This is a genomic window from Streptomyces lienomycini (assembly GCF_027947595.1).
GTDB lineage: Bacteria > Actinomycetota > Actinomycetes > Streptomycetales > Streptomycetaceae > Streptomyces > Streptomyces lienomycini.
This window is the reverse complement of sequence record NZ_CP116257.1, coordinates 6,678,509-6,697,393: the sequence shown is the minus strand read 5'-3', so window position 1 is coordinate 6,697,393 and position 18,885 is coordinate 6,678,509. Positions and strand designations below refer to the sequence as shown.

The 18,885-nt window shown below is 71.1% G+C and carries 19 protein-coding genes; 9 read left to right on the top strand and 10 right to left on the bottom strand.

The annotated features are described in order from the left end of the window. Window positions 1-133 precede the first annotated feature (133 nt). The 3 genes from BJ961_RS30550 to BJ961_RS30540 are packed head-to-tail and all read left to right on the top strand — an operon-like array spanning window position 134 to window position 3,284. Window positions 134-1,285 (top strand): Gfo/Idh/MocA family protein, encoded by a 1,152-nt coding sequence (locus BJ961_RS30550; protein WP_271416005.1) that lies wholly within the window; start codon window positions 134-136, stop codon window positions 1,283-1,285. Then, window positions 1,282-2,451: a dihydrodipicolinate synthase family protein gene (locus BJ961_RS30545; protein WP_271416004.1), complete on the top strand. Its 1,170-nt coding sequence runs from the start codon at window positions 1,282-1,284 to the stop codon at window positions 2,449-2,451. Before BJ961_RS30550 ends, BJ961_RS30545 begins: the two co-directional genes overlap by 4 nt. After that, on the top strand, window positions 2,448-3,284 hold the full coding sequence (locus BJ961_RS30540; RefSeq protein WP_271416003.1) for a sugar phosphate isomerase/epimerase family protein: 837 nt from the start codon (window positions 2,448-2,450) through the stop codon (window positions 3,282-3,284). Before BJ961_RS30545 ends, BJ961_RS30540 begins: the two co-directional genes overlap by 4 nt. A 238-nt stretch (window positions 3,285-3,522) precedes the next feature. Here the strand turns inward: BJ961_RS30540 and rbsD are convergent, their stop codons facing one another. The 6 genes from rbsD to BJ961_RS30510 form a co-directional block, all read right to left on the bottom strand. After that, a complete protein-coding gene (gene rbsD, locus BJ961_RS30535) occupies window positions 3,523-3,912 on the bottom strand; it encodes a D-ribose pyranase (protein WP_271416002.1) in 390 nt (129 codons plus the stop codon). Beyond that, entirely contained in the window at window positions 3,909-4,859 is a 951-nt protein-coding gene (locus tag BJ961_RS30530) for a ribokinase (RefSeq protein ID WP_271416001.1), read from the bottom strand. Before BJ961_RS30530 ends, rbsD begins: the two co-directional genes overlap by 4 nt. Window positions 4,860-4,924: 65 nt before the next feature. After that, window positions 4,925-6,880 carry an ABC transporter permease/substrate-binding protein gene (locus BJ961_RS30525; RefSeq protein WP_271416000.1) on the bottom strand — a complete coding sequence of 652 codons (1,956 nt, stop codon included), beginning with the start codon at window positions 6,878-6,880 and terminating at the stop codon, window positions 4,925-4,927. Continuing rightward, entirely contained in the window at window positions 6,870-8,441 is a 1,572-nt protein-coding gene (locus BJ961_RS30520) for a sugar ABC transporter ATP-binding protein (protein ID WP_271415999.1), read from the bottom strand. The genes BJ961_RS30525 and BJ961_RS30520 overlap by 11 nt, the downstream gene beginning before the upstream one ends. Beyond that, window positions 8,438-9,478 (bottom strand): LacI family DNA-binding transcriptional regulator, encoded by a 1,041-nt coding sequence (locus BJ961_RS30515; protein WP_271415998.1) that lies wholly within the window; start codon window positions 9,476-9,478, stop codon window positions 8,438-8,440. Before BJ961_RS30515 ends, BJ961_RS30520 begins: the two co-directional genes overlap by 4 nt. A gap of 301 nt (window positions 9,479-9,779) precedes the next feature. Continuing rightward, on the bottom strand, window positions 9,780-10,646 hold the full coding sequence (locus tag BJ961_RS30510) for a helix-turn-helix transcriptional regulator (protein ID WP_271415997.1): 867 nt from the start codon (window positions 10,644-10,646) through the stop codon (window positions 9,780-9,782). 148 nt (window positions 10,647-10,794) lie between these two features. Here BJ961_RS30510 and BJ961_RS30505 point away from each other — a divergent pair, with 148 nt between their 5' ends. Then, complete coding sequence (locus BJ961_RS30505) at window positions 10,795-11,742, top strand: SDR family NAD(P)-dependent oxidoreductase (RefSeq protein ID WP_271415996.1); 948 nt, start codon at window positions 10,795-10,797, stop codon at window positions 11,740-11,742. A 178-nt stretch (window positions 11,743-11,920) separates the two neighbouring features. Here BJ961_RS30505 and BJ961_RS30500 read toward each other — a convergent pair whose 3' ends face one another. Further along, the gene (locus BJ961_RS30500; protein WP_271415995.1) at window positions 11,921-12,406 is read right to left on the bottom strand and encodes a carboxymuconolactone decarboxylase family protein; all 486 of its coding nucleotides are present in this window, start codon (window positions 12,404-12,406) and stop codon (window positions 11,921-11,923) included. A 134-nt stretch (window positions 12,407-12,540) separates the two neighbouring features. Here BJ961_RS30500 and BJ961_RS30495 point away from each other — a divergent pair, with 134 nt between their 5' ends. Next, on the top strand, window positions 12,541-13,488 hold the full coding sequence (locus BJ961_RS30495) for an RNA polymerase sigma-70 factor (protein ID WP_381159320.1): 948 nt from the start codon (window positions 12,541-12,543) through the stop codon (window positions 13,486-13,488). A gap of 65 nt (window positions 13,489-13,553) precedes the next feature. Here BJ961_RS30495 and BJ961_RS30490 read toward each other — a convergent pair whose 3' ends face one another. Next, the gene (locus BJ961_RS30490) at window positions 13,554-13,964 is read right to left on the bottom strand and encodes an ATP-binding protein (RefSeq protein ID WP_271415993.1); all 411 of its coding nucleotides are present in this window, start codon (window positions 13,962-13,964) and stop codon (window positions 13,554-13,556) included. 220 nt (window positions 13,965-14,184) lie between these two features. Between BJ961_RS30490 and BJ961_RS30485 the strand changes: the two genes are divergently transcribed. Both BJ961_RS30485 and BJ961_RS30480 read left to right on the top strand, forming a co-directional pair. Beyond that, window positions 14,185-15,036: a DUF5753 domain-containing protein gene (locus BJ961_RS30485; RefSeq protein ID WP_271415992.1), complete on the top strand. Its 852-nt coding sequence runs from the start codon at window positions 14,185-14,187 to the stop codon at window positions 15,034-15,036. A 6-nt stretch (window positions 15,037-15,042) separates the two neighbouring features. Continuing rightward, window positions 15,043-15,249, top strand: a complete 207-nt coding sequence (locus BJ961_RS30480; RefSeq protein ID WP_271415991.1) for a DUF397 domain-containing protein — start codon at window positions 15,043-15,045, stop codon at window positions 15,247-15,249. On the opposite strand, the gene BJ961_RS30475 is transcribed toward BJ961_RS30480, so the two are convergent. Together BJ961_RS30475 and BJ961_RS30470 are read right to left on the bottom strand one after the other, a co-directional pair. Continuing rightward, window positions 15,246-15,818, bottom strand: coding sequence for a Uma2 family endonuclease (locus BJ961_RS30475; RefSeq protein ID WP_271417218.1), 573 nt, complete (start codon window positions 15,816-15,818; stop codon window positions 15,246-15,248). The genes BJ961_RS30480 and BJ961_RS30475 overlap by 4 nt on opposite strands. Before the next feature lie 120 nt (window positions 15,819-15,938). Next, the gene (locus tag BJ961_RS30470) at window positions 15,939-16,766 is read right to left on the bottom strand and encodes a helix-turn-helix domain-containing protein (RefSeq protein ID WP_381159325.1); all 828 of its coding nucleotides are present in this window, start codon (window positions 16,764-16,766) and stop codon (window positions 15,939-15,941) included. Window positions 16,767-16,880: 114 nt separating this feature from the next. Here BJ961_RS30470 and BJ961_RS30465 point away from each other — a divergent pair, with 114 nt between their 5' ends. Together BJ961_RS30465 and BJ961_RS30460 are read left to right on the top strand one after the other, a co-directional pair. Continuing rightward, window positions 16,881-17,657 (top strand): alpha/beta fold hydrolase, encoded by a 777-nt coding sequence (locus BJ961_RS30465; RefSeq protein WP_271417217.1) that lies wholly within the window; start codon window positions 16,881-16,883, stop codon window positions 17,655-17,657. A 479-nt stretch (window positions 17,658-18,136) separates the two neighbouring features. Further along, entirely contained in the window at window positions 18,137-18,862 is a 726-nt protein-coding gene (locus BJ961_RS30460; RefSeq protein ID WP_271417216.1) for a transposase, read from the top strand. Window positions 18,863-18,885: the final 23 nt, after the last annotated feature.

Below are 18,885 nucleotides of genomic sequence, written 5' to 3'. Positions count from 1 at the left end.
GAACAACTCACCCGAACCGCGGTCTTGTCCAGACCACCGTTCACAGGCTAGCTTCGTTCTACATAGAAAGCGCTTGCTGTACGGCTCGGGGTCGAACCGGGGCTCGCGGCACGGCTCGTACGAAGGGAATGACGTGACACGCAAGACGGTGCGTATCGCCATGAACGGTGTGACCGGGCGCATGGGCTACCGCCAGCACCTGGTCCGCTCCATCCTGGCGCTGCGCGAACAGGGCGGCCTCGACCTCGGCGACGGCACCGTGCTGTGGCCGGAGCCGGTCCTGGTCGGCCGCCGCGAGCACGCGCTGAGGGCGCTGGCCGAACGGCACGGACTCGACCACGTCTCCACCGACCTGGACGCGGTGCTGGCCGACGACTCCATCGACATCTACTTCGACGCCCAGGTGACGTCGGCCCGCGAGGAGGCGATCAGGAAGGCGATCGCCGCGGGCAAGCACGTCTACACCGAGAAGCCCACGGCCACCGGCCTCGACGGCGCCCTCGAACTCGCCCGCCTGGCGAACGCGGCCGGCATCAAGCACGGCGTCGTGCAGGACAAGCTCTTCCTCCCGGGCCTGCTCAAGCTCAAGCGCCTCATCGACGGCGGCTTCTTCGGCCGGATCCTGTCCGTGCGCGGCGAGTTCGGCTACTGGGTCTTCGAGGGCGACTGGCAGGAGGCGCAGCGCCCGTCCTGGAACTACCGCGCGCAGGATGGCGGCGGCATCGTCGTCGACATGTTCCCGCACTGGGAGTACGTCCTGCACGAGCTGTTCGGCCGGGTGAGGTCCGTCCAGGCCCTCACCGCCACCCACATCCCCGAGCGCTGGGACGAGAAGGGCAAGCCCTACGACGCCACCGCCGACGACGCCGCGTACGGCGTCTTCGAGCTGGACGGCGGCGCGATCGCGCAGATCAACTCCTCCTGGGCGGTCCGCGTCCACCGCGACGAGCTGGTCGAGTTCCAGGTCGACGGCACCGAGGGCTCCGCCGTCGCGGGCCTGCGGGGCTGCCGCGTCCAGCACCGCTCCGCCACCCCCAAGCCGGTCTGGAACCCGGACATCCCCGCCACCGAGGACTTCCGCGACCAGTGGCAGGAGGTCCCCGACAACGGCGACTTCGACAACGGCTTCAAGGCCCAGTGGGAACTGTTCCTGCGCCACGTCTACGCCGACGCCCCCTACCACTGGGACCTGCTGGCCGGCGCCCGCGGCGTCCAGCTCGCCGAACTGGGCCTGAGGTCCTCCGCGGAGGGCCGCCGCCTCGACGTACCGGAGATCGGCCTGTGACCCTCCACCTGCCGAACCCCGACGGCACCCTGCGCGCCCACGAACCCCGTACCGCGCCCCCGGCCGCTTCGGGAGGCGGCCGGGGAAGCGCTTTCACCTCCCGTACGGTCTTCTCCGCCGCGCACGTCGTCGCCGACCCGTACGCCGACACCACCCCCGACGGGCCCGCCGCCGTCGACTGGGACGCCACCCTCGCCTTCCGCCGCCACCTGTGGTCCCACGGTCTCGGCGTCGCCGAGGCGATGGACACCGCGCAGCGCGGCATGGGCCTGGACTGGCCCACGGCGGCCGAACTGATCCGCCGCTCCGCCGCCGAGGCGAGGTCGGCCGGCGGCCGCATCGCCTGCGGCGTGGGCACGGACCAGCTGACCGCGACGGCCACCACCACCCTCGCGGAGGTCCGGACGGCGTACGAGGAGCAACTGGCCGTCGCGGAGGAGTCGGGCGCCCAGGCCATCCTGATGGCCTCACGCGCCCTCGCCGCGACCGCGAAGACCCCGGACGACTACCTGGAGGTCTACGGCCACCTCCTGCGCCAGGCCGCCGAACCGGTGATCCTGCACTGGCTGGGCCCGATGTTCGACCCGGCCCTGGACGGCTACTGGGGCTCGTCCGACCTCGACGCGGCGACGGACACCTTCCTGGAGGTCATCGCCGCCCACCCCGACAAGGTCGACGGCATCAAGGTCTCCCTGCTGGACGCCCGGCGCGAGATCGACCTGCGCCGCCGCCTGCCCCAGGGCGTGCGCTGCTACACCGGCGACGACTTCAACTACCCCGAGCTGATCGCGGGCGACGACCAGGGCTTCAGCCACGCCCTGCTCGGCATCTTCGACCCGCTGGGCCCGCTGGCCGCGGAGGCGGTGCGGGTGCTGGACACGGGGGACACGGACGGCTTCCGGGCCCTGCTCGACCCCACCGTCGAACTCTCCCGCCACCTCTTCCGGGCCCCCACCCGCTTCTACAAGACGGGTGTGGTCTTCCTGGCCTGGCTGTCCGGCCACCAGAGCCACTTCACGATGGTCGGCGGCCTCCAGTCGGCCCGCTCCCTGCCGCACCTCGTCCGCGCCTACGAACTCGCCGACGGCCTCGGCCTGTTCCCGGACCCGCGGCTCGCGCAGGAGCGCATGCGCAACCTGCTGAGCCTGTACGGAGTGAACCAGTGAGCGATCCCGACCTGACCCGCTTCAGCATCAACCAGATGACGGTCAAGCAGCTCTCGCTGCCCGAACTGACCGCCGCCTGCCGCGAGACGGGCATCGGCAACGTCGGCCTGTGGCGCGAGCCGGTCCAGGCGTACGGCGTCGAGGCGGCGGCGAAGCTGGTCCGCGAGGCGGGCCTGCGGGTCACCACCCTGTGCCGGGGCGGCTTCCTCACCGCCGTCGACCCCGGCGAACGCGCCCGCGCCCTCGCCGACAACCGCCGCGCCGTCGACGAGGCCGCCACCCTCGGCACCGACACCCTGGTCCTCGTCTCCGGCGGCCTGCCGCCCGGCGACAAGGACCTGCGCGCCGCCCGCGAACGCATCGCCGACGCGCTGGCGGAGCTGGGCCCCTACGCCGAACGGCACGGCGTACGCCTCGCCATCGAACCGCTGCACCCCATGTACGCCTCCGACCGCTGCGTGGTCTCCACCCTCACCCAGGCCCTGGACCTCGCCGAACGCTTCCCGGCCCACCAGGTCGGCGTCACCGTCGACACGTACCACATCTGGTGGGACGACCAGGCGCCGGCGCAGATCGCCCGGGCCGGCGCGGGCGGCCGCATCCACACCTTCCAGCTCGCCGACTGGACCACCCCCCTGCCCGAGGGCGTCCTCAACGGCCGCGGCCAGATCGGCGACGGCGCGATCGACATGCGCGAGTGGACGGCGTACGTCGAGACGGCCGGATACACCGGCCCGATCGAGGTCGAACTCTTCAACGAGGGGCTGTGGGCGCGCGACGGCCGCGAGGTACTGGCGGAAACGGCGGCCCGGTTCGCGGAGCACGCGGCGTAGAGCGCCCCCCTCCGACTTCGGTCACGTGGACGGTCCTGCCGGTGCCGCCCCTGCCCCCAGGCGCTCGAAAGATCTTGGGTGACCCGTACAACCCCTGCGCGGTGTCCCGGGTCGTACCTGGCATCGGAACTCCCGTGGGGGTACCCGGGGGGGGGAGATCCACGGAGTTCTGAAGGGGAGGGGAACCCGAGAGGGCCCGGTCGACGGACCGGGCCCTCTCGAAGTACGTCCGGGGCTGTCAGAAGAAGACCCCGCACCGCAGCAGGACGTTCGCGTACGGCCGGGCCTCCCCGGTGCGGACGATCAGGCGGGCGTCCGCCGACAGTTCCTTCAGCCGCTCGTGCGGGACGAGTTCGAGCGCGGGGAAGTGCCCGTCGAGCAGCGCCGTGGCCTGCGGGTTGGCGGTGCGGACCTCCGTCGCCGCCGTCGCGCCCTCGACGACCAGCTCGGCGAGCAGGCCGTCCACCACCTCCGCGAAGGTCGGCACCCCCGCGCGGAAGGCCAGGTCGACGACGCGCGGGCCGTCCGGGATGGGCATGCCCGCGTCGCAGACCAGGACGCCGTCGCCGTGGCCCAGTTCGGCGAGGGCACCGGCGAGGTGGCGGTTGAGTATTCCGGCCTTCTTCACAGCGCCCCGCCCTCCAGTGCCCCGCCCTCCGGCGCCTTGGCCTCCAGTGCCCCGGCCTCCGCAGCCGTCGGGTACGACGCCTGCGCTCCCGCCTTCGTGACCGCCGCCGCGCCGACCCGGGCGGCGTACGCCGCGGCCCCGGCGAGCGACTCGCCCGTGCCGAGCCGCCAGGCCAGCGCCGCGGTGAACGCGTCTCCCGCGCCCGTCGTGTCCACGGCGTCGACCTTCACGGACGGCACCCGGGTCACACCCGTGGCCGCCGACGCCACCAGCGCGCCCTCCGCGCCCAGCGTCACGACCACCGAGCGGGGCCCCTTGGCCAGCAGCAGCGCGGCCCAGTCCTCGGGGCGCTCGCTCACGCACGCGTCGCCGAGGATCACCTTCGCCTCGTGCTCGTTGACGATCAGCGGGTCGCAGGCGGCCAGCACCTCCCGCGGGAGGGGCCGCGGCGGTGACGGGTTGAGCACGAAGCGGCTGTCCGGCGCCAGGCTCCGGACCACCTCCACGACCGTCTCCAGCGGGATCTCCAACTGCGTGGAGACGACCCGGGAGGCGTGGAAGAGGCTGGCCGCCGCGCGCACGTCCCCCGGGGCCAGACGACCGTTGGCGCCCGGCGAGACCACGATGCTGTTGTCCCCCGACGGGTCGACGGTGATCAGCGCGACGCCCGTCGGGGCGCCGCCCACCAGGACACCGACCGTGTCGACGCCGGCCGTCCGCTGCGAGTGGAGCAGCAGCCGCCCGTAGTCGTCGTCGCCGACCCGGGCCAGCAGGGCCGTACGGGCGCCGAGCCGGGCGGCGGCCACCGCCTGGTTCGCGCCCTTGCCGCCCGGGTGGACGGCCAGGTCGGAGCCGAGCACCGTCTCGCCCGCCCCCGGCCGCCGTTCGACGCCGATCACCAGGTCGGCGTTGGCCGACCCCACGACCAGGAGGTTGTAGTCGTACATCAGTCGTTCTCCGATCGAGTCAATCCAGCGAGCGCGCACTGTCCGTGCGCTCCCGCGGTCCGGTCTCAGCCCTCGAAGCCGGCCACGTTCTCCTTGGTGACGACCTTCACCGGCACCTTCACCGTCTGCTCCACCTTCTTGTCCTCGGCCGCCCGCAGCGCGTTCTGTACGGCGATCCTGCCCAGTTCCTTCGGCTGCTGCGCCACCGACGCGAACAACGTGCCGTCCTGGACCGCCTTCAGCCCGTCCGGCGTGCCGTCGAAGCCGACGACCTGGACCGACGTGCCGGCCTTGGAACCCAGCGCCTTGATCGCGCCCAGCGCCATCTCGTCGTTCTCCGCGAAGACGCCGTCGACGTCCGGGTGCGCCTGGAGCAGGTTGGTCATCACGTCCAGGCCCTTGGTGCGGTCGAAGTCCGCGGGCTGCTTGGCGACGACCTTGATGCCCGGGTACTGCTTGAGCCCGGCCGCGAAGCCCGCCCCGCGCTCCCGGCTGGCGGAGGTGCCGGCCTGGCCCTGGAGGATGACGATGGTGCCCTTGCCGCCGAGCTTCTCGGCGAGCGCCTTGGCGCCCAACTGCCCGCCCTCGACGTTGTCGGAGGCGACCAGCGCGGACGTCTCCGCCTTGTTGACGCCGCGGTCCACGGCGACGACGGGGATGTCGTCCTTGTTCGCCGAGCGCACCGAGGGACCGGCCGCGTCGGAGTCCACCGGGTTGACGACGATCGCGGACAGGCCGCCGCTGACGAAGTTCTGCAACTGGTTGGCCTGCTGGGAGGCGTCGTTCTGGGCGTCCGTGACCGTCAGGTCCACACCCAGCTTCTTCGCCTCCTCCTCCGCGCCGTTCCTGATCTGCACGAAGAACGGGTTGTTCAGCGTGGACAGCGACAGCCCTATCTTCTGGCTCTTGCCGTCCGAGGAGCCGCTGTGCAGCAGCGAGGTCGCGCCGACCACGGCGACGGCCACGACCGCCGCGATCACGTACGTCAACGCCTGCTTGCCCTTGCCGCCCCCGCCGGCCCCGGCGGCCGGGGTGACGGCGCCCGCCTTGCGGCGCAGCGTGTCGAAGAGCACCGCCAGCGCGATGACGACACCGATGACGACCTGCTGCCAGAACGCGGAGACGGACAGCAGGTTCAGGCCGTTGCGCAGCACCGCGAGGATCAGCGCGCCGATCAGCGTGCCCGACGCCTTGCCGGTGCCGCCCGCCAGCGAGGCACCGCCGATGACGACGGCGGCGATGGCGTCCAGCTCGTAGCCCTGCGCGGCCTGCGGCTGCGCGGAGGAGAGCCGGGAGGCGAGCACGATGCCCGCGGCGGCGGCGAACAGGCCGGAGAAGGCGTAGATGGCGAGCTTCTGGCGCTTCACCCGCAGCCCGGACAGCCGCGCGGCCTCCTCGTTGCCGCCGATGGCGTACATGGAGCGGCCGATGTAGGTCCGTCCGAGGACGAACGCCGTGATCAGACCCATCACGATCATCACGAGCACCGGCACCGGCAGCCATCCGCCGAGCGTGTCGCCGAGGTGGGAGACCGAGTCCGGGAAGGCGATCGGCGAACCCTGCGAGATGACCAGCGACAGACCGCGCCCCACCGACAGCATGGCCAGCGTCGCGATGAACGGCGGCAGCTTCCCGTACGAGATCAGGAAGCCGTTGACCAGGCCGCAGGCGATGCCCGTCGCGATGGACAGCAGGACCGCCAGCACGACCGGAATCCCGGCCTCGGTGGCGCTCCACGCCAGCACGGTGGCCGACAGCGCGGCGACCGAACCGACCGAGAGGTCGATGCCCGCCGAGACGATGACGAAGGTGACGCCGAACGCGAGGATCGCGGTGACGGCGGCCTGGACGCCGACGTTGAGGAGGTTGTCCGCGGTCAGGAAGTCCCCGGACAGCGCCGACATGGCGATGACGAGGACGATCAGCGCGGTCAGCGCGCCGTTGTCGAGCAGCAGGCGGCGCAGACCGCCCGTGGCGCCGCCCCGCGCGCCCGGCTTGCCCTTGAGCGTGTCAGTGGCCACGGGAGGCCTCCGTTCCGTCCGTTCCGTTGGTGTGCGAGGTGTCGCTGGGGTGTGAGGAGTCGCTGGGGTGCGTGCTGACGGCGAGCGCCATCACGGCGTCCTGGGTGGCCTCGTCGGCGGGGAGTTCACCCGCGACGCGCCCCTGCGCCATGACGACGACGCGGTCGCTCATGCCGAGGACCTCCGGCAGATCGCTGGAGATCATGAGCACGGCGGCGCCCGCGGCGGTCAGTTCGTTGATGAGCTGGTAGATCTCGACCTTGGCGCCGACGTCGATGCCGCGCGTCGGCTCGTCGAGGATCAGCACCTTGGTGTTCGCCAGCAGCCACTTGCCGATGACGACCTTCTGCTGGTTGCCGCCGGACAGGGTGCGCACGTGCTGCCCGAGCCCGGCCATCCGCACGCCGAGCTGCCCGGCGATCCGCTCGGCCGCCGTGTGCTGCCCCTTGAGGTCGACGAGCCCGGCGCGGGCACTGGACCGGAGCGTGACGAGCCCGAGGTTCTCCTCCACGGAGGCGTCGAGGACGAGCCCCTGCCCCTTGCGGTCCTCGGGCACGAGCCCGATCCCGGCCGCCATGGCGGCGTTCACGTCGTGCCGCCGCAGCGGGGCTCCCGCGACGTGCACGGTCCCGGCGTCGTACGGATCGGCGCCGAACACCGCCCGCACCACCTCCGTACGCCCGGCCCCGACCAGCCCCGCGATGCCGACGACCTCACCGGCCCGCACCTCGAAGCCGACGTCGTGGAAGACCCCGTCCCTGGTCAGCCCCTCCACCTTGAGCAGGGGCTCACCGGCGTCGGTGCGCTCGCGCGGGTACTGCTGCTCGATCGACCGTCCGACCATGAGCCGGACCAGCTCGTCCTCCGGCGTGGCGGCGGGCACCTGCCCGACGCTCCTGCCGTCCCGGATCACGGTGACCCGGTCGCCGAGCGCGGCGATCTCCTCCAGGTGGTGGGTGATGAAGACGATTCCGACGCCGTCCTCGCGCAGCCGCCGCACGATGGCGAACAGCTTCTCGACCTCCTCGGAGGTCAGCACGGCGGTCGGCTCGTCCATGATGAGCACGCGCGCGTTCAGGCTGAGGGCCTTGGCGATCTCGACCATCTGGAGCCGGGCGATGCCGAGTTCACGCACCCGCGCGCGGGGGGACACGTGGACCCCGACCCGCTTCAGCAGCACCTCGGCGTCGGCTTCCATCCTCTTCCGGTCGATCATGCCGAGCCGGCGCGGCTGGCGGCCCAGGAAGATGTTCTCGGCCACCGTCAGATCGGGGACGAGGTTGAACTCCTGGTAGATCGTGGCGATCCCGAGGCGCTCGGAGTCCTGCGCACCGTGGATGCGCACCTCCTCGCCGCCGGCCAGGATCCGCCCGGCGTCGGGCGTGTAGGCGCCGGAGAGCATCTTGATGAGGGTGCTCTTGCCCGCGCCGTTCTCACCGAGGAGCACGTGGACCTCGCCCCGGCGCAGGTCGAAGTCGACGCTGTCGAGCGCGACCACGCCGGGGAAGGTCTTGCGGATGCCCTCGATGCGCAGCAACTCGTCCGGACTGCGGCTGCTCACGGCGTACTCCTTTGTACGGGGGAGGGGGACTGTGCGAAGTCGGCGGGGGCCTCGCCGCACGAGCGGCGTACGACGAGTCGCGCCGGAAGGGTGACGGACTCGCCGGTCCGCCCGGCGATCCGCTCGACCAGGGCGCGCACGGCGGCCCGCCCGAGGTCCCGGGTGGGCTGGGCGATCGCGGTGACCGGCGGATCGGTGTGGACGAACCAGGGGATGTCGTCGAACGCGGCGAGCGCGATGTCCTCGGGGACCCGCAGCCCGCGTGCCCGTACGGCGTCCAGCGCGCCGAGCGCCATCAGGTTGTCGGCGGCGAAGACCACCTCGGGCGGCTCGGGCAGGTCGAGGAAGCCCTCGGTGACCCGGCGTCCGCTGTCGGCCTGGAAGTCGCCCTGGCCGATGTAGGCGTCGGGGAGGGGGAGCCCGTACGCGCCCAGCGCCTCGCGGAAGGCGTCGACGCGCTCGCGTCCGGTGGTCGTGGCGGCGGGCCCGGCGATGATCGCGAGCCTGCGGTGCCCGAGCCCGTGCAGGTGCGCGACGAGATCCCGTACGGCCGCCCGCCCGTCCGACCTGACGACGGGCACGTCCACGCCGGGGATCCACCGGTCGACGAAGACCATCGGCGTCCCGGCCCGCGCGGCGTCCAGCATGCGCGGGGAACCGCCGTCGGTGGGGGAGACGAGGAGCCCGTCGATCCGCCGGTCGAGCAGCGTGGTGACGTGGTGGTCCTGGAGATCGGGGCGTTCGTCGGCGTTGCCGATGATGACGCTGTAGCCGAGCGCGCGGGCCTCCTCCTCCACGGAGCGGGCCAGCTCGGTGAAGTACGGGTTCATGACGTCGCTGATGACCAGGCCGAGGGTGCGGGTCTGGTCGGTGCGCAGTGACCGGGCGACGGCGTTCGGGCGGTAGCCCAGCGTCTCCACCGCGGCCAGCACACGGGTGCGTGCGGCGGGGCTGACCGACGGGTGGCCGTTGAGCGCCCGCGAGACCGTCGCGACGGACACGCCCGCCTCGGCGGCAACGTCCTTGATGCTCGCCATCGCCGTTCCACCTCCTCGTGGAATCGATTACACGGAGGATTGGAAACGATTACACGGGTGGGAATCAAGGGGTGGGGCGACGCCGAGACCCAATCGTGACTGTTGGGGCGGAGGCCGGGGTCGGGGGTCGGAGCCGGGACGCTTCTCCGACTCGCCGGGGCCGTCTCGCAGGTCCGGAGGCACGCGAGGGTTCGGCCGGCCGCCACGACGGCGGGCGTCCGCCACCACGGCGGGCGTCCGCCACCACGGCGGGCGTCCCCCACCACGGCGGGCGGCCGCCTCGGCCCGCGACCTCCGCCGGTCAGGGGAGCGCGGTGGCGGTACGGCCACCTGTGACGCGGAGGAGTTCCAGCTTCCCCGCGTCGCTGCTCCCGCTTGCCGCCGTGTAGGTGACCATGCGCAGGTCCGCGCCGGGGACGACGAGTACGTCGCAGTCGAGCAGGATGTCGCCGATCTCCGGATGCCGGATCGTCTTGCGGTCCGTCGCGTGCTGGGTGGCGGCCGTCCGTGTGGACCAGAGACGGGCGAAGGCATCGGACACGTCCCGCAGTTCCCGCACGAGGCGATCGAGCCGGGCGTCCCCGGGATAGCGGGACAGGGCGTCCTTGAGGTCGGCGACGATCGACTCCGCGAAGGCGTCCTGTCCGCGCTCGGACCGGACGGGACGCATCGAGGCATGGGCGGGGCCGTCACCGAAGAGCGCGCGGGCGAGGTTCCGTTCGGCGGCAGGGAGGACGGCGGGGTCGCCGTGCAGGGCGCTCCACATGGTGTTCCACCACACCAGGCTCCAGTCGGCGGTGAACACTCCGATCGGCAGGTCGCCCAGGCGCGCGGCGAGCCGTTGGACGCCCGGGGGCACATGGGTGCTGACCGTCCCGTCCTGAGGCGGAAGGAGCCCGGCGCTCCGGTACAACTGGTCGCGCTCGGCGCGGGAGACCTGGAGGGCCCGGGCGAGGGAGCCGACGACCTGGGCCGAGGGGTTCCTCGCACGTCCCTGTTCCAGGCGCAGGACGTAGTCGACGGAGAGCCCGGCCAGCTGTGCGAGTTCCTCGCGGCGCAGTCCGGGGGCGCGACGGCCGCCCGTCGTCGTGAAGCCGGCGTCGGCCGGGGACAGCCGGTCGCGCCAGGCGCGCAGGAGTGCGGCGAAACCGGAGCGGGAGGAAGCCATGGGTCCATTCTCGCCGCCCGGCACCGGATCAGCCTGGGTACTGCCAGTCCTGGGGCCGGGGACGGCACTGGCCGGCGACGGCGCCACCGGCGACGGTGGAACCGCGCCCGAGCCGGGCGCCGTCGTTCGACCAGTCGGGGAGCCTTCCATGAAGCACACCATCGTGATGACGGGCGCGAGCCGCGGGATCGGCCGCGTCGCCGCGGAGAGCATCCTGCGCAGGTCGCCGGACACGCACCTCCTGGTCGTGGCCCGTGGCTCCTCCGGCGCACAGCTCGCCGCGGAGCTCGGCGCGGGCGGGCACACGGTCTCGCCCGTCTCGGCGGACCTCGCCTCCCTGGCCACCGTCCGCTCGGCCGCCGACGAGATCCGCGACCGGCTGGAGCGCGGTGATGTGCCGCCACTGCGCGGCTTCGTGGGCAACGCGGGCATTCAGTACGTGAACGCGTTGACCGAGGCACCCGACGGGTTCGAGGCCACCTTCGCCGTCAACGTGCTCGCCAACCACCTGTTCGTCCGCCTGCTCCAGGACCGGTTCGTCGCTCCCGCCCGGATCGTCATCACCGCCAGCGACACCCACTTCGGCGACTTCAAGCACAACATGGGCATGGTGCCCGGCCCGGCCTGGAAGTCCCCGGACGTCCTCGTCCGCACGGGCGCCTTCCCGAAGCCGGACACCCAAGCCGCCGGCCGCACCGCGTACTCGACGAGCAAGCTGGCCGCGATCTACCTGGTGCACGAGTACGCGCGCCGGCTGCCCGCCGGGATCGACGCCGTCGCCTACAACCCGGGGTTCGTCCCCGGCACCGGTCTCACCCGCGACGCGGGACCCGTCTCCCGGTTCGCGATGCGCCGCGTCATGCCGGCGCTGGCCCTCACCCCGTTTGCCACCGGCCGCGGCGTGGCGGGCCGCTGCCTCGCTGACGTCGTCCTCGGCACGACCGAGGCGCCGACCGGCTCGTACGTCGACCGCGGCCGTGTGGACCGCTCGTCGCAGGAGTCCTACGATCCGCGGCGCGAAGGCGAACTGTGGGAGGCCGTCGAGCGGTTCACCTCGGTGTACGCGGCCGGGGCGGCCCCTGCCTCCCGGAACTGATCGGGACCGGCGGCGGGGCGGACGGGGAACCCATGTCGAGAACCGAGGACAGATCGGCGATTCTGTCCTCGGTTTCGAGGGGGTTCCCATGGGGGGGGCGCCCCGCACCATCACGCCGGCGCACCAACGCCCGCCGTCCCCCCGCGACGTCCGCCTCCTTCGACGTCCGCCCCCGGTGTCAGCCGGACACCGCCGCGAACCTCCCCACCTCGTACGAGCCGCCCTTCTGGTGCGTGATCACGGCGAGCCGATTCGCCGCGTTGATCAGCGCGACCAGGCAGACCAGCGCGGCGACCTGGTCGTCGTCGTAGTGCTTGCGCACCAGCGCCCACGTCTCGTCGGACACGCCCTCGTGCGCGTCGGCGAGCCGGGTGCCCTCCTCGGCGAGGGCCAGCGCCGCCTGCTCGGCCTCGGTGAAGACCGTGGACTCGCGCCAGGCGGCGAGCAGGTGCAGCCGGACCGCGCTCTCCCCGGCGGCCGCGGCCTCCTTGGTGTGCATGTCGATGCAGTGGCCGCAGCCGTTGATCTGGCTGGCCCGCAGCGACACCAGCTCCTGCGTGGCCTTCGGCAGCGCCGACTGGTTCACCAGCATCCCGGCGCCCGCGAACCGCTTCGCGAACCTGGCGGCGAACTCGTTCTCGAACAGATTGAATCGGGTGTCCATGGTCTCGTCCTCGCTTGCTCTCGGTGCCTCGGTGACGAACACAAGACGCCGCCGCCCCGCACCCTGTGACAGGACGCGGACGTGACCCGGGCCACCGTGGAGGGGCGTCACAGAATCGGGGCGAGCGGTGTCCCTTGCGCGAGACACCGTCTGAACCGAACGAACGGGAGAAGCTGGTGACCAGCGAGAACAACGGCCGCGAACAGGACGGTGCCACGGAAGCCTTCGTCGCCCACCGCAACCTGCTCTTCACCGTCGCCTACGAGATGCTCGGCTCGGCCGCCGACGCGGAGGACGTGCTCCAGGAGACCTGGCTGAAGTGGGCGGGGGTCGACGTCGGCACGGTGCGGGACCGACGCGCCTACCTCGTCCGCATCACCACCCGCCAGTCCCTGAACCGACTGCGCACGCTCGGCCGCCGCAGGGAGTCCTACGTGGGCTCCTGGCTGCCCGAGCCGCTGCTGACCACACCCGACGTGGCCGAGGACGTCGAGCTGGCCGACAGTGTGTCGATGGCGATGATGCTGGTCCTGGAGACGCTGACGCCGGTCGAGCGGGCGGTGTTCGTCCTGCGCGAGGTGTTCGACCTCGCCTACGACGAGATCGCCGAGGCGGTCGAGAAGAGCCCGGCCGCCGTTCGGCAGATCGCGCACCGCGCCCGCGCACACGTCGCGGCCCGCCGCCCGCGCGGGGAGGTCACGGCGACCGAGTCCCGCAAGGCGCTCGCCGCGTTCCAGCGGGCCGTGGAGACGGGCGACCTCCAGGGCCTGCTGGACATCCTCTCCCCGGACGTCGTCCTGCTCGGCGACGGCGGCGGCATCAAGCAGGCCGTGCTGCGGCCCGTCACCGGGGCCGACAAGGTGGCCCGCCTGATGCTGGGCGGCCTGAGCAAGCTGCCCGTCGTGATGACGATGGACCGGGCCCAGGTCAACGGACACCCGGCCCTGGTCGTCCGGCTCGACGGCGAACTCGACACCGTGGTGGCGGTGCGCTTCGACGAGGGCCGCATCACCGGGCTCTACGCGGTGCGCAACCCGGAGAAGCTGTCGCACATGCGTGAGGAGGCGACCCTGAGCCGGTGATTGCCCGGCTCACCGGGGTTCCGGGAGCGCCTCTTGAGGCTGGACGCCAGGGCCGGCCAGCGTGCTCAGGACGCCGCCAGCTCGCACCACACGTACTTCCCCCGGTTGCCGTGCCTGGCCAGCGGATGCCACCCCCACACGTCCGCGCAGGCCCGCACCAGCGCCAGCCCCCGCCCCTGCTCCAGCTCCGTCACCCCCTCGAACCGGGCGGGCGGCTCGGGCGGTTCGGGGTCCGCGTCCCACGCCCCGATCCGCAGCGTGCCCGGCGGCGACCGGCGGACGCGGAGGGCGGCGGGGCCCTTGGTGTGCCGTACGGCGTTGGAGACCAGCTCGGTGGCCAGTAGTTCGGCGACGTCGACGAGGCGGATCAGCCCGTGCATGGTGAGGATCAGACGGAGGGTGCGGCGGCTGATGGTGACGGCGCGCAGGTCGTTGGGGATGTAGAGGGAGTACTCCCACGGTTCGTTTTCAGGCATGCGGAGCTCCTCGCGGAGGGTGGTGGGGTGAGGGTGGGCCCGGTGTCATTGCCGCAGCCGTCGTGGCAGGACGGGGCGGTGCGCTTCCGGTGGCCCGGTGTCGCATGGTGTGCGTCGCGTCACCGACGGTAGGGCTAACATGTCATACGGGGCAAGTGGATCGCCCAATCTGAATCCGAACGAGTCGCCCCAACGGGTGCGTTGAGCCGAGGAGCCGTCGATGGTCTTGAGGCGTGAACCCACTGCACGCCAGATGCGGTTGGCGACTGAACTGCGCAGGCTTCGCGATGCGGCGGGACTCGCGGCGACCGAGGCGGCGGCGCTCCTCGGGACGAATCGAGTACAGATCAGCCACATCGAATCCGGGCTCGCGGGTGTCAGTGAAGAGAGGTTGCGCCGTCTCGCGGCTCACTACTCGTGCACGGACGAGGACTTCGTCGATGCCCTCGTTGTCATGGCGACCGACCGGGCGCGCGGGTGGTGGGAGGAGTACCGGGGCTTCCTGCCCACGCCGTTTCTAGATCTCGCGGAGTTGGAGCACTACTCCACATACCGGTGCGACCTCGAGTTTCTGTTCGTACCCGGCCTGCTGCAGACCGAGGACTACTCCCGCGCTGCCTTCTCCTCCAGAGTCCCCGAATTGCCTCACGAGGAACTGGACCTGCGAGTCCGGCACCGGATGCAGCGCAAGACAGTCCTCAACGGCCCAACGCCTGCACCGTACGTAGCCGTTGTCCATGAAGCGGCGTTGCGTATCAGGGTGGGGAATCGTGCCACTGCGCGGGCACAGTTGGCCCGGCTGCTGGAACTCTCCGAGGCCGACCACGTCACAGTGCGCGTCATCCCTTTCGACCTGGACGGCTTCGGTGGGACCTGGAGCCCCATGATGCTGGCCGGCGGGGGCGTGCCGAAACTGGACACAGCCGTTCGCGACGCGCCGCACGGCACCGGTTTCATCGATTCCGAGGCCCAACTCGGTGTTCTTAGAACGGTCTTCCGTACAGTGAAGGACGTGTCGCTCGACCGCAGCCGGTCGCGTGACTTCATCCAGAGACTGGCCAAGGAACTGTGATTCTCTGTGACCACCCCTGACAACTGGTTCAAGTCGTCCTACTCCGGTGGTGGCGACGGCAACAACTGCGTGGAGATAGCGACGTCGACGTCCCACGTCGCCGTCCGCGACTCCAAGGCCCCCGCCCGGGCCACCCTCGCCTTCCCCCGCGCCGCCTTCACCCGCCTCCTCACGGTGCTGAAGGAGCAGGAGCCGGAGGACAACTGGCCCTAGCCGTCCCTGCCGTACCTGCGGAACTCCGACGTCTCCACCGTCCACGGCCCGAACGGCACCTCGTCGCCGAAGATGTACGGCTCCTTGCTGCCGTAGCGACCCTTGCACGGCTCGGAGTGCACCTCGATGGTTCCGGTGCGCGGGTCCACGATCATGTAGTGCGGGATGCCCATGGCCGGATAGTCGGCCAACTTCTCGTCGTAGTCGTTGCTCGGATTGGGCGGCGAGACGATCTCGACGGCGGCCAGTACCCGGGTCGCGTCGACGGCCAGGCCCTCTTCGCCGAGGGTGGCCTCGGGGATCACGACGGCGTCGGGGCGGCGCATGCGGCCGATGGCCGGATGCTCGATCTCGGGGCCGTTCGCGCAGATGTAGCCGGGGTGGGTGCGGGGCAGTTGCGCGTCCAACTGCTTGCAGACGCGGCGGACCGCGCCCTCGTGCCGCTTCGGCGGGCACATCATCGCCAGTATCGGACCGGACGGCCCGATCTCGACGCTCCACGACCCCTCGAGCTGCTCCGAGTAGGCCCCGAGCTCCGCGGCGATGGCGCGCATCTTGGCGTAGTCCATGAGCCCGGAGTACTGAGAGGTCTCGCAGATGGGCACGGTGGTACCCAAGCACCCGAGGCAGGGACAGGGACCTCGCGATCACGGAGTTGCGACGCTCCGTGATCATGGATGAGTACCCCCTCACTCGACGGCCGCCCTCGCCTGCCACGCGCCCGGGCGCACGCCTGTCGCCTTCCGGAAGAACACCGAGAAGTTGGACGCGTCGGGGAAGCCGAGCGTGTTGGCGCAGGCGGTCGCGGTGAGGCGGTCGTGTGCGAGGAGCCGTTTGGCTTCCAGGACGATCCGATCGACGATGTACGCCTTCGCGCTGCGGCCGGTGACCTGCTGCACCGCTCTTGAGAGGGTGCGGGGAGCGTATCCCAGCGTCCGGGCGTAATAGCCGGCGTCATGATGTTCCCGGAAGTGCGCCTCGACGCTGGACCGGAACAGTCGGAACACCGGATTGATCGACCGTGCATCGGCGTGCGGGGGCCGGAGCCGGGCGATAAGCGCGGACAGCAGGATCTCGGGCAGCTCCGTCGAGATATCCCCGGGTGGGGCGGATGCTTCGAGCAGGAGATGGTTGCGCGCGGTGTCGACGAACGGCCAGTCGGCGTCGGGAATGCTCCAGTGAGCGACCAGGTCCGGGGAAGCGACGAGCTCCCGGGTGGCGTGGGTGACCGGCGCGGTCGGCACGAACAGCACGACGTGCCCAGCCACGCCAGTGATGTCGTCCCATCGGTGCACAGCTCCAGGAGCGACCCACACCGCGGACCGCTCCTGGAGCGGGTGTCGGAGGAAGTCCACGGTGACGGATCCGTGCCCGGCATCGACGACGGCGAGGACGTGGAAGTCGGCGCGCTGTGTCCCGCCGTCGTTCAGCTCGCGAAGGCGGTCGAACGTCATGGTTTCGACAGTGGCGGCACGGCGCCCGACGGGCTGGTAGGTCATCTGCCGGATCACGGTCATCTGTCCAGTTTCTACCATCAGGCGACCAGTCATGCCGATGCCCCGACACAGCGGAAGGAATTCAATGAACACACAGAGAACAACTGCCCCAGAACACTGATCGAGAGGGTCACGATGAACACGACGCAGCAGCCGCTACTGCCCGCTTATGACCACCGGCCGGGGAGCGGACCGACCCTGGTGTTTCTGCACTACTGGGGTGGATCCGCCCGCGCCTGGGACCTCGTCGTCGACCGCCTCGCGGGACGCGACATGCTCACTGTCGACTTCCGCGGGTGGAGCCGCTCGAGCAACCTGGCCGGCCCTTACACCCTCCGGCAACTCGCCGACGACACGCTCGCCGTGATCGCCGACGCGGGCGTCACCGACTACGTCCTCGTCGGACATTCCATGGGTGGCAAGGTCGCGCAGCTCATAGCGGCGACCCGGCCCACCGGCCTCCGCGGGATCATCCTCGTCGGTTCCGCTCCGGCGAAGCCCGCCGCAGGGATCACTCCCGAGTACCGGGAACGCCTTTCCCACGCCTACGACTCCAACGAGTCCGTCGCTGGCGCACGGGATCACATCCTCACCGCGACGGAGCTGCCCGAATCGATCAAGTCGCAGATCGCGACCGACTCGCGGGCCAGTACCGAGGCCGCCCGCACGGAGTGGCCGCTGCGCGGCATCGCGGAGGACGTCAGCGAGTACACCCGCATGATCAGCGTCCCTGCCCTCGTCGTCGCCGGAGAGAACGACCATGTCGAGCCCGTCGACGTGCTCGTCAACAACCTGATGCCCTACCTCTCCGGAGCTGACTTCACGGTGATTCCGAACACGGGTCACCTGATCCCACTGGAAGCTCCGGCCGACCTCATCGACGCAATCACGGCCTTCGCGCAAGCAGCCTGACCATCTGCGCGGCCTGACAATCCACAGTGATGACGGCTGTGTGATCGCTTCGAGCCTGACCCAAATACGCACCGACGCTGTTGAGTTGTCCTGGCGAGGATGCGTCGGTCCGGGGCGATCATGCGCGTGGCCACATCCCCGTCAGATCTGCTTGCCGCGGCCGACCGGGGCGACAAGTATGTCGGCCTCACCGCCCGACGCCGCGCCGTCAGGCGGGGCCCTTGTTCATGGACTACCTGTAGGCCGGTGACGTCGAGGGTCTGCCTACCGCCCGGGGCCCAGAGGGATGTGGTGAGCGGCGCCGCCACGAACCAGAGCGAGCCCGCGGCATGGCCACGAGACCTCTGACCCGATCGTCGTGGGCACCAGCCGACGACCAGCGCGAGTAGTTCTCCTGCCCCTCACACCAGAGCCGTGACCAGCAACTTCACCACGCACACTACTCATTGGGGAGACCTGTGCCTGTGCTGCCGTCATGACTGACCGAACCCCTCTGGGGCCGATTCGCGGCCCTGCCGCCCGAACGGCCGGAGTACCACCCGGACCATCCGCTGGGCTGCCATCGACGGCGCATCAGCGATCGGATCGTCTTCGACAAGATGCTGCAACTCCTGCGTTCCGGCTGCTCCTACCAGGCGATCGCAGACACGACCTGCTCGGCCACCACTATCCGCAACCGCCGCGACGAGTGGATCGCCCTGGGCGTCTTCGCGCGGCTCAGGCGGATCGCGCTGGAGTCCTACGACCGGATCGTCGGGCTGGAGCTCGACCAGATCGCCGTCGACGGCTCGATCACCAAGGCCCCCGGAGGCGGCGAGGTAGCCGGGCGTTCCCCAGTCGACCGCGGCAAACAGGGCCTGAAACGCTCGGGCATGACGGGCGGTTACGGACTTCCGCTGGGCCGCGTCCTGGCCGGGCCCAACCGACACGACTCCCCGCTGCTCGCCTCGACCCTGGACCGCCTGGACGACCTCGGACCGCTGCCCGACGACATCACCGTCCACCTGGACGCCGGCTACGACTCCGACAAGACTCGCGCCCTGCTCGACAACGCCTTCCACCGCCTCGCCCGCTGCCACGAGCGCCGGGCCATGGTCGTCAACGCCTTCTTCGATCTCGCCGACACGATCATCACCGTCCGTAACCTGATCCGCCAGGCATGGAAGACCCACCGCTGGGACGAACGCCCGCACCGCCGACCATGAGTACACGCCTATCTGCGCGACCT

Bases quoted from the DNA above. Each gene is read 5' to 3' on its own strand.
- BJ961_RS30530 (WP_271416001.1), bottom strand. From the start codon at position 4,859: ATGTACGACTACAACCTCCTGGTCGTGGGGTCGGCCAACGCCGACCTG.
- BJ961_RS30515 (WP_271415998.1), bottom strand. From the start codon at position 9,478: ATGGCGAGCATCAAGGACGTTGCCGCCGAGGCGGGCGTGTCCGTCGCG.
- BJ961_RS30510 (WP_271415997.1), bottom strand. From the start codon at position 10,646: ATGGCTTCCTCCCGCTCCGGTTTCGCCGCACTCCTGCGCGCCTGGCGC.
- BJ961_RS30505 (WP_271415996.1), top strand. From the start codon at position 10,795: ATGAAGCACACCATCGTGATGACGGGCGCGAGCCGCGGGATCGGCCGC.
- BJ961_RS30500 (WP_271415995.1), bottom strand. From the start codon at position 12,406: ATGGACACCCGATTCAATCTGTTCGAGAACGAGTTCGCCGCCAGGTTC.
- BJ961_RS30490 (WP_271415993.1), bottom strand. From the start codon at position 13,964: ATGCCTGAAAACGAACCGTGGGAGTACTCCCTCTACATCCCCAACGAC.
- BJ961_RS30485 (WP_271415992.1), top strand. From the start codon at position 14,185: ATGGTCTTGAGGCGTGAACCCACTGCACGCCAGATGCGGTTGGCGACT.
- BJ961_RS30475 (WP_271417218.1), bottom strand. From the start codon at position 15,818: ATGGACTACGCCAAGATGCGCGCCATCGCCGCGGAGCTCGGGGCCTAC.
- BJ961_RS30470 (WP_381159325.1), bottom strand. From the start codon at position 16,766: ATGACCGTGATCCGGCAGATGACCTACCAGCCCGTCGGGCGCCGTGCC.
- BJ961_RS30465 (WP_271417217.1), top strand. From the start codon at position 16,881: ATGAACACGACGCAGCAGCCGCTACTGCCCGCTTATGACCACCGGCCG.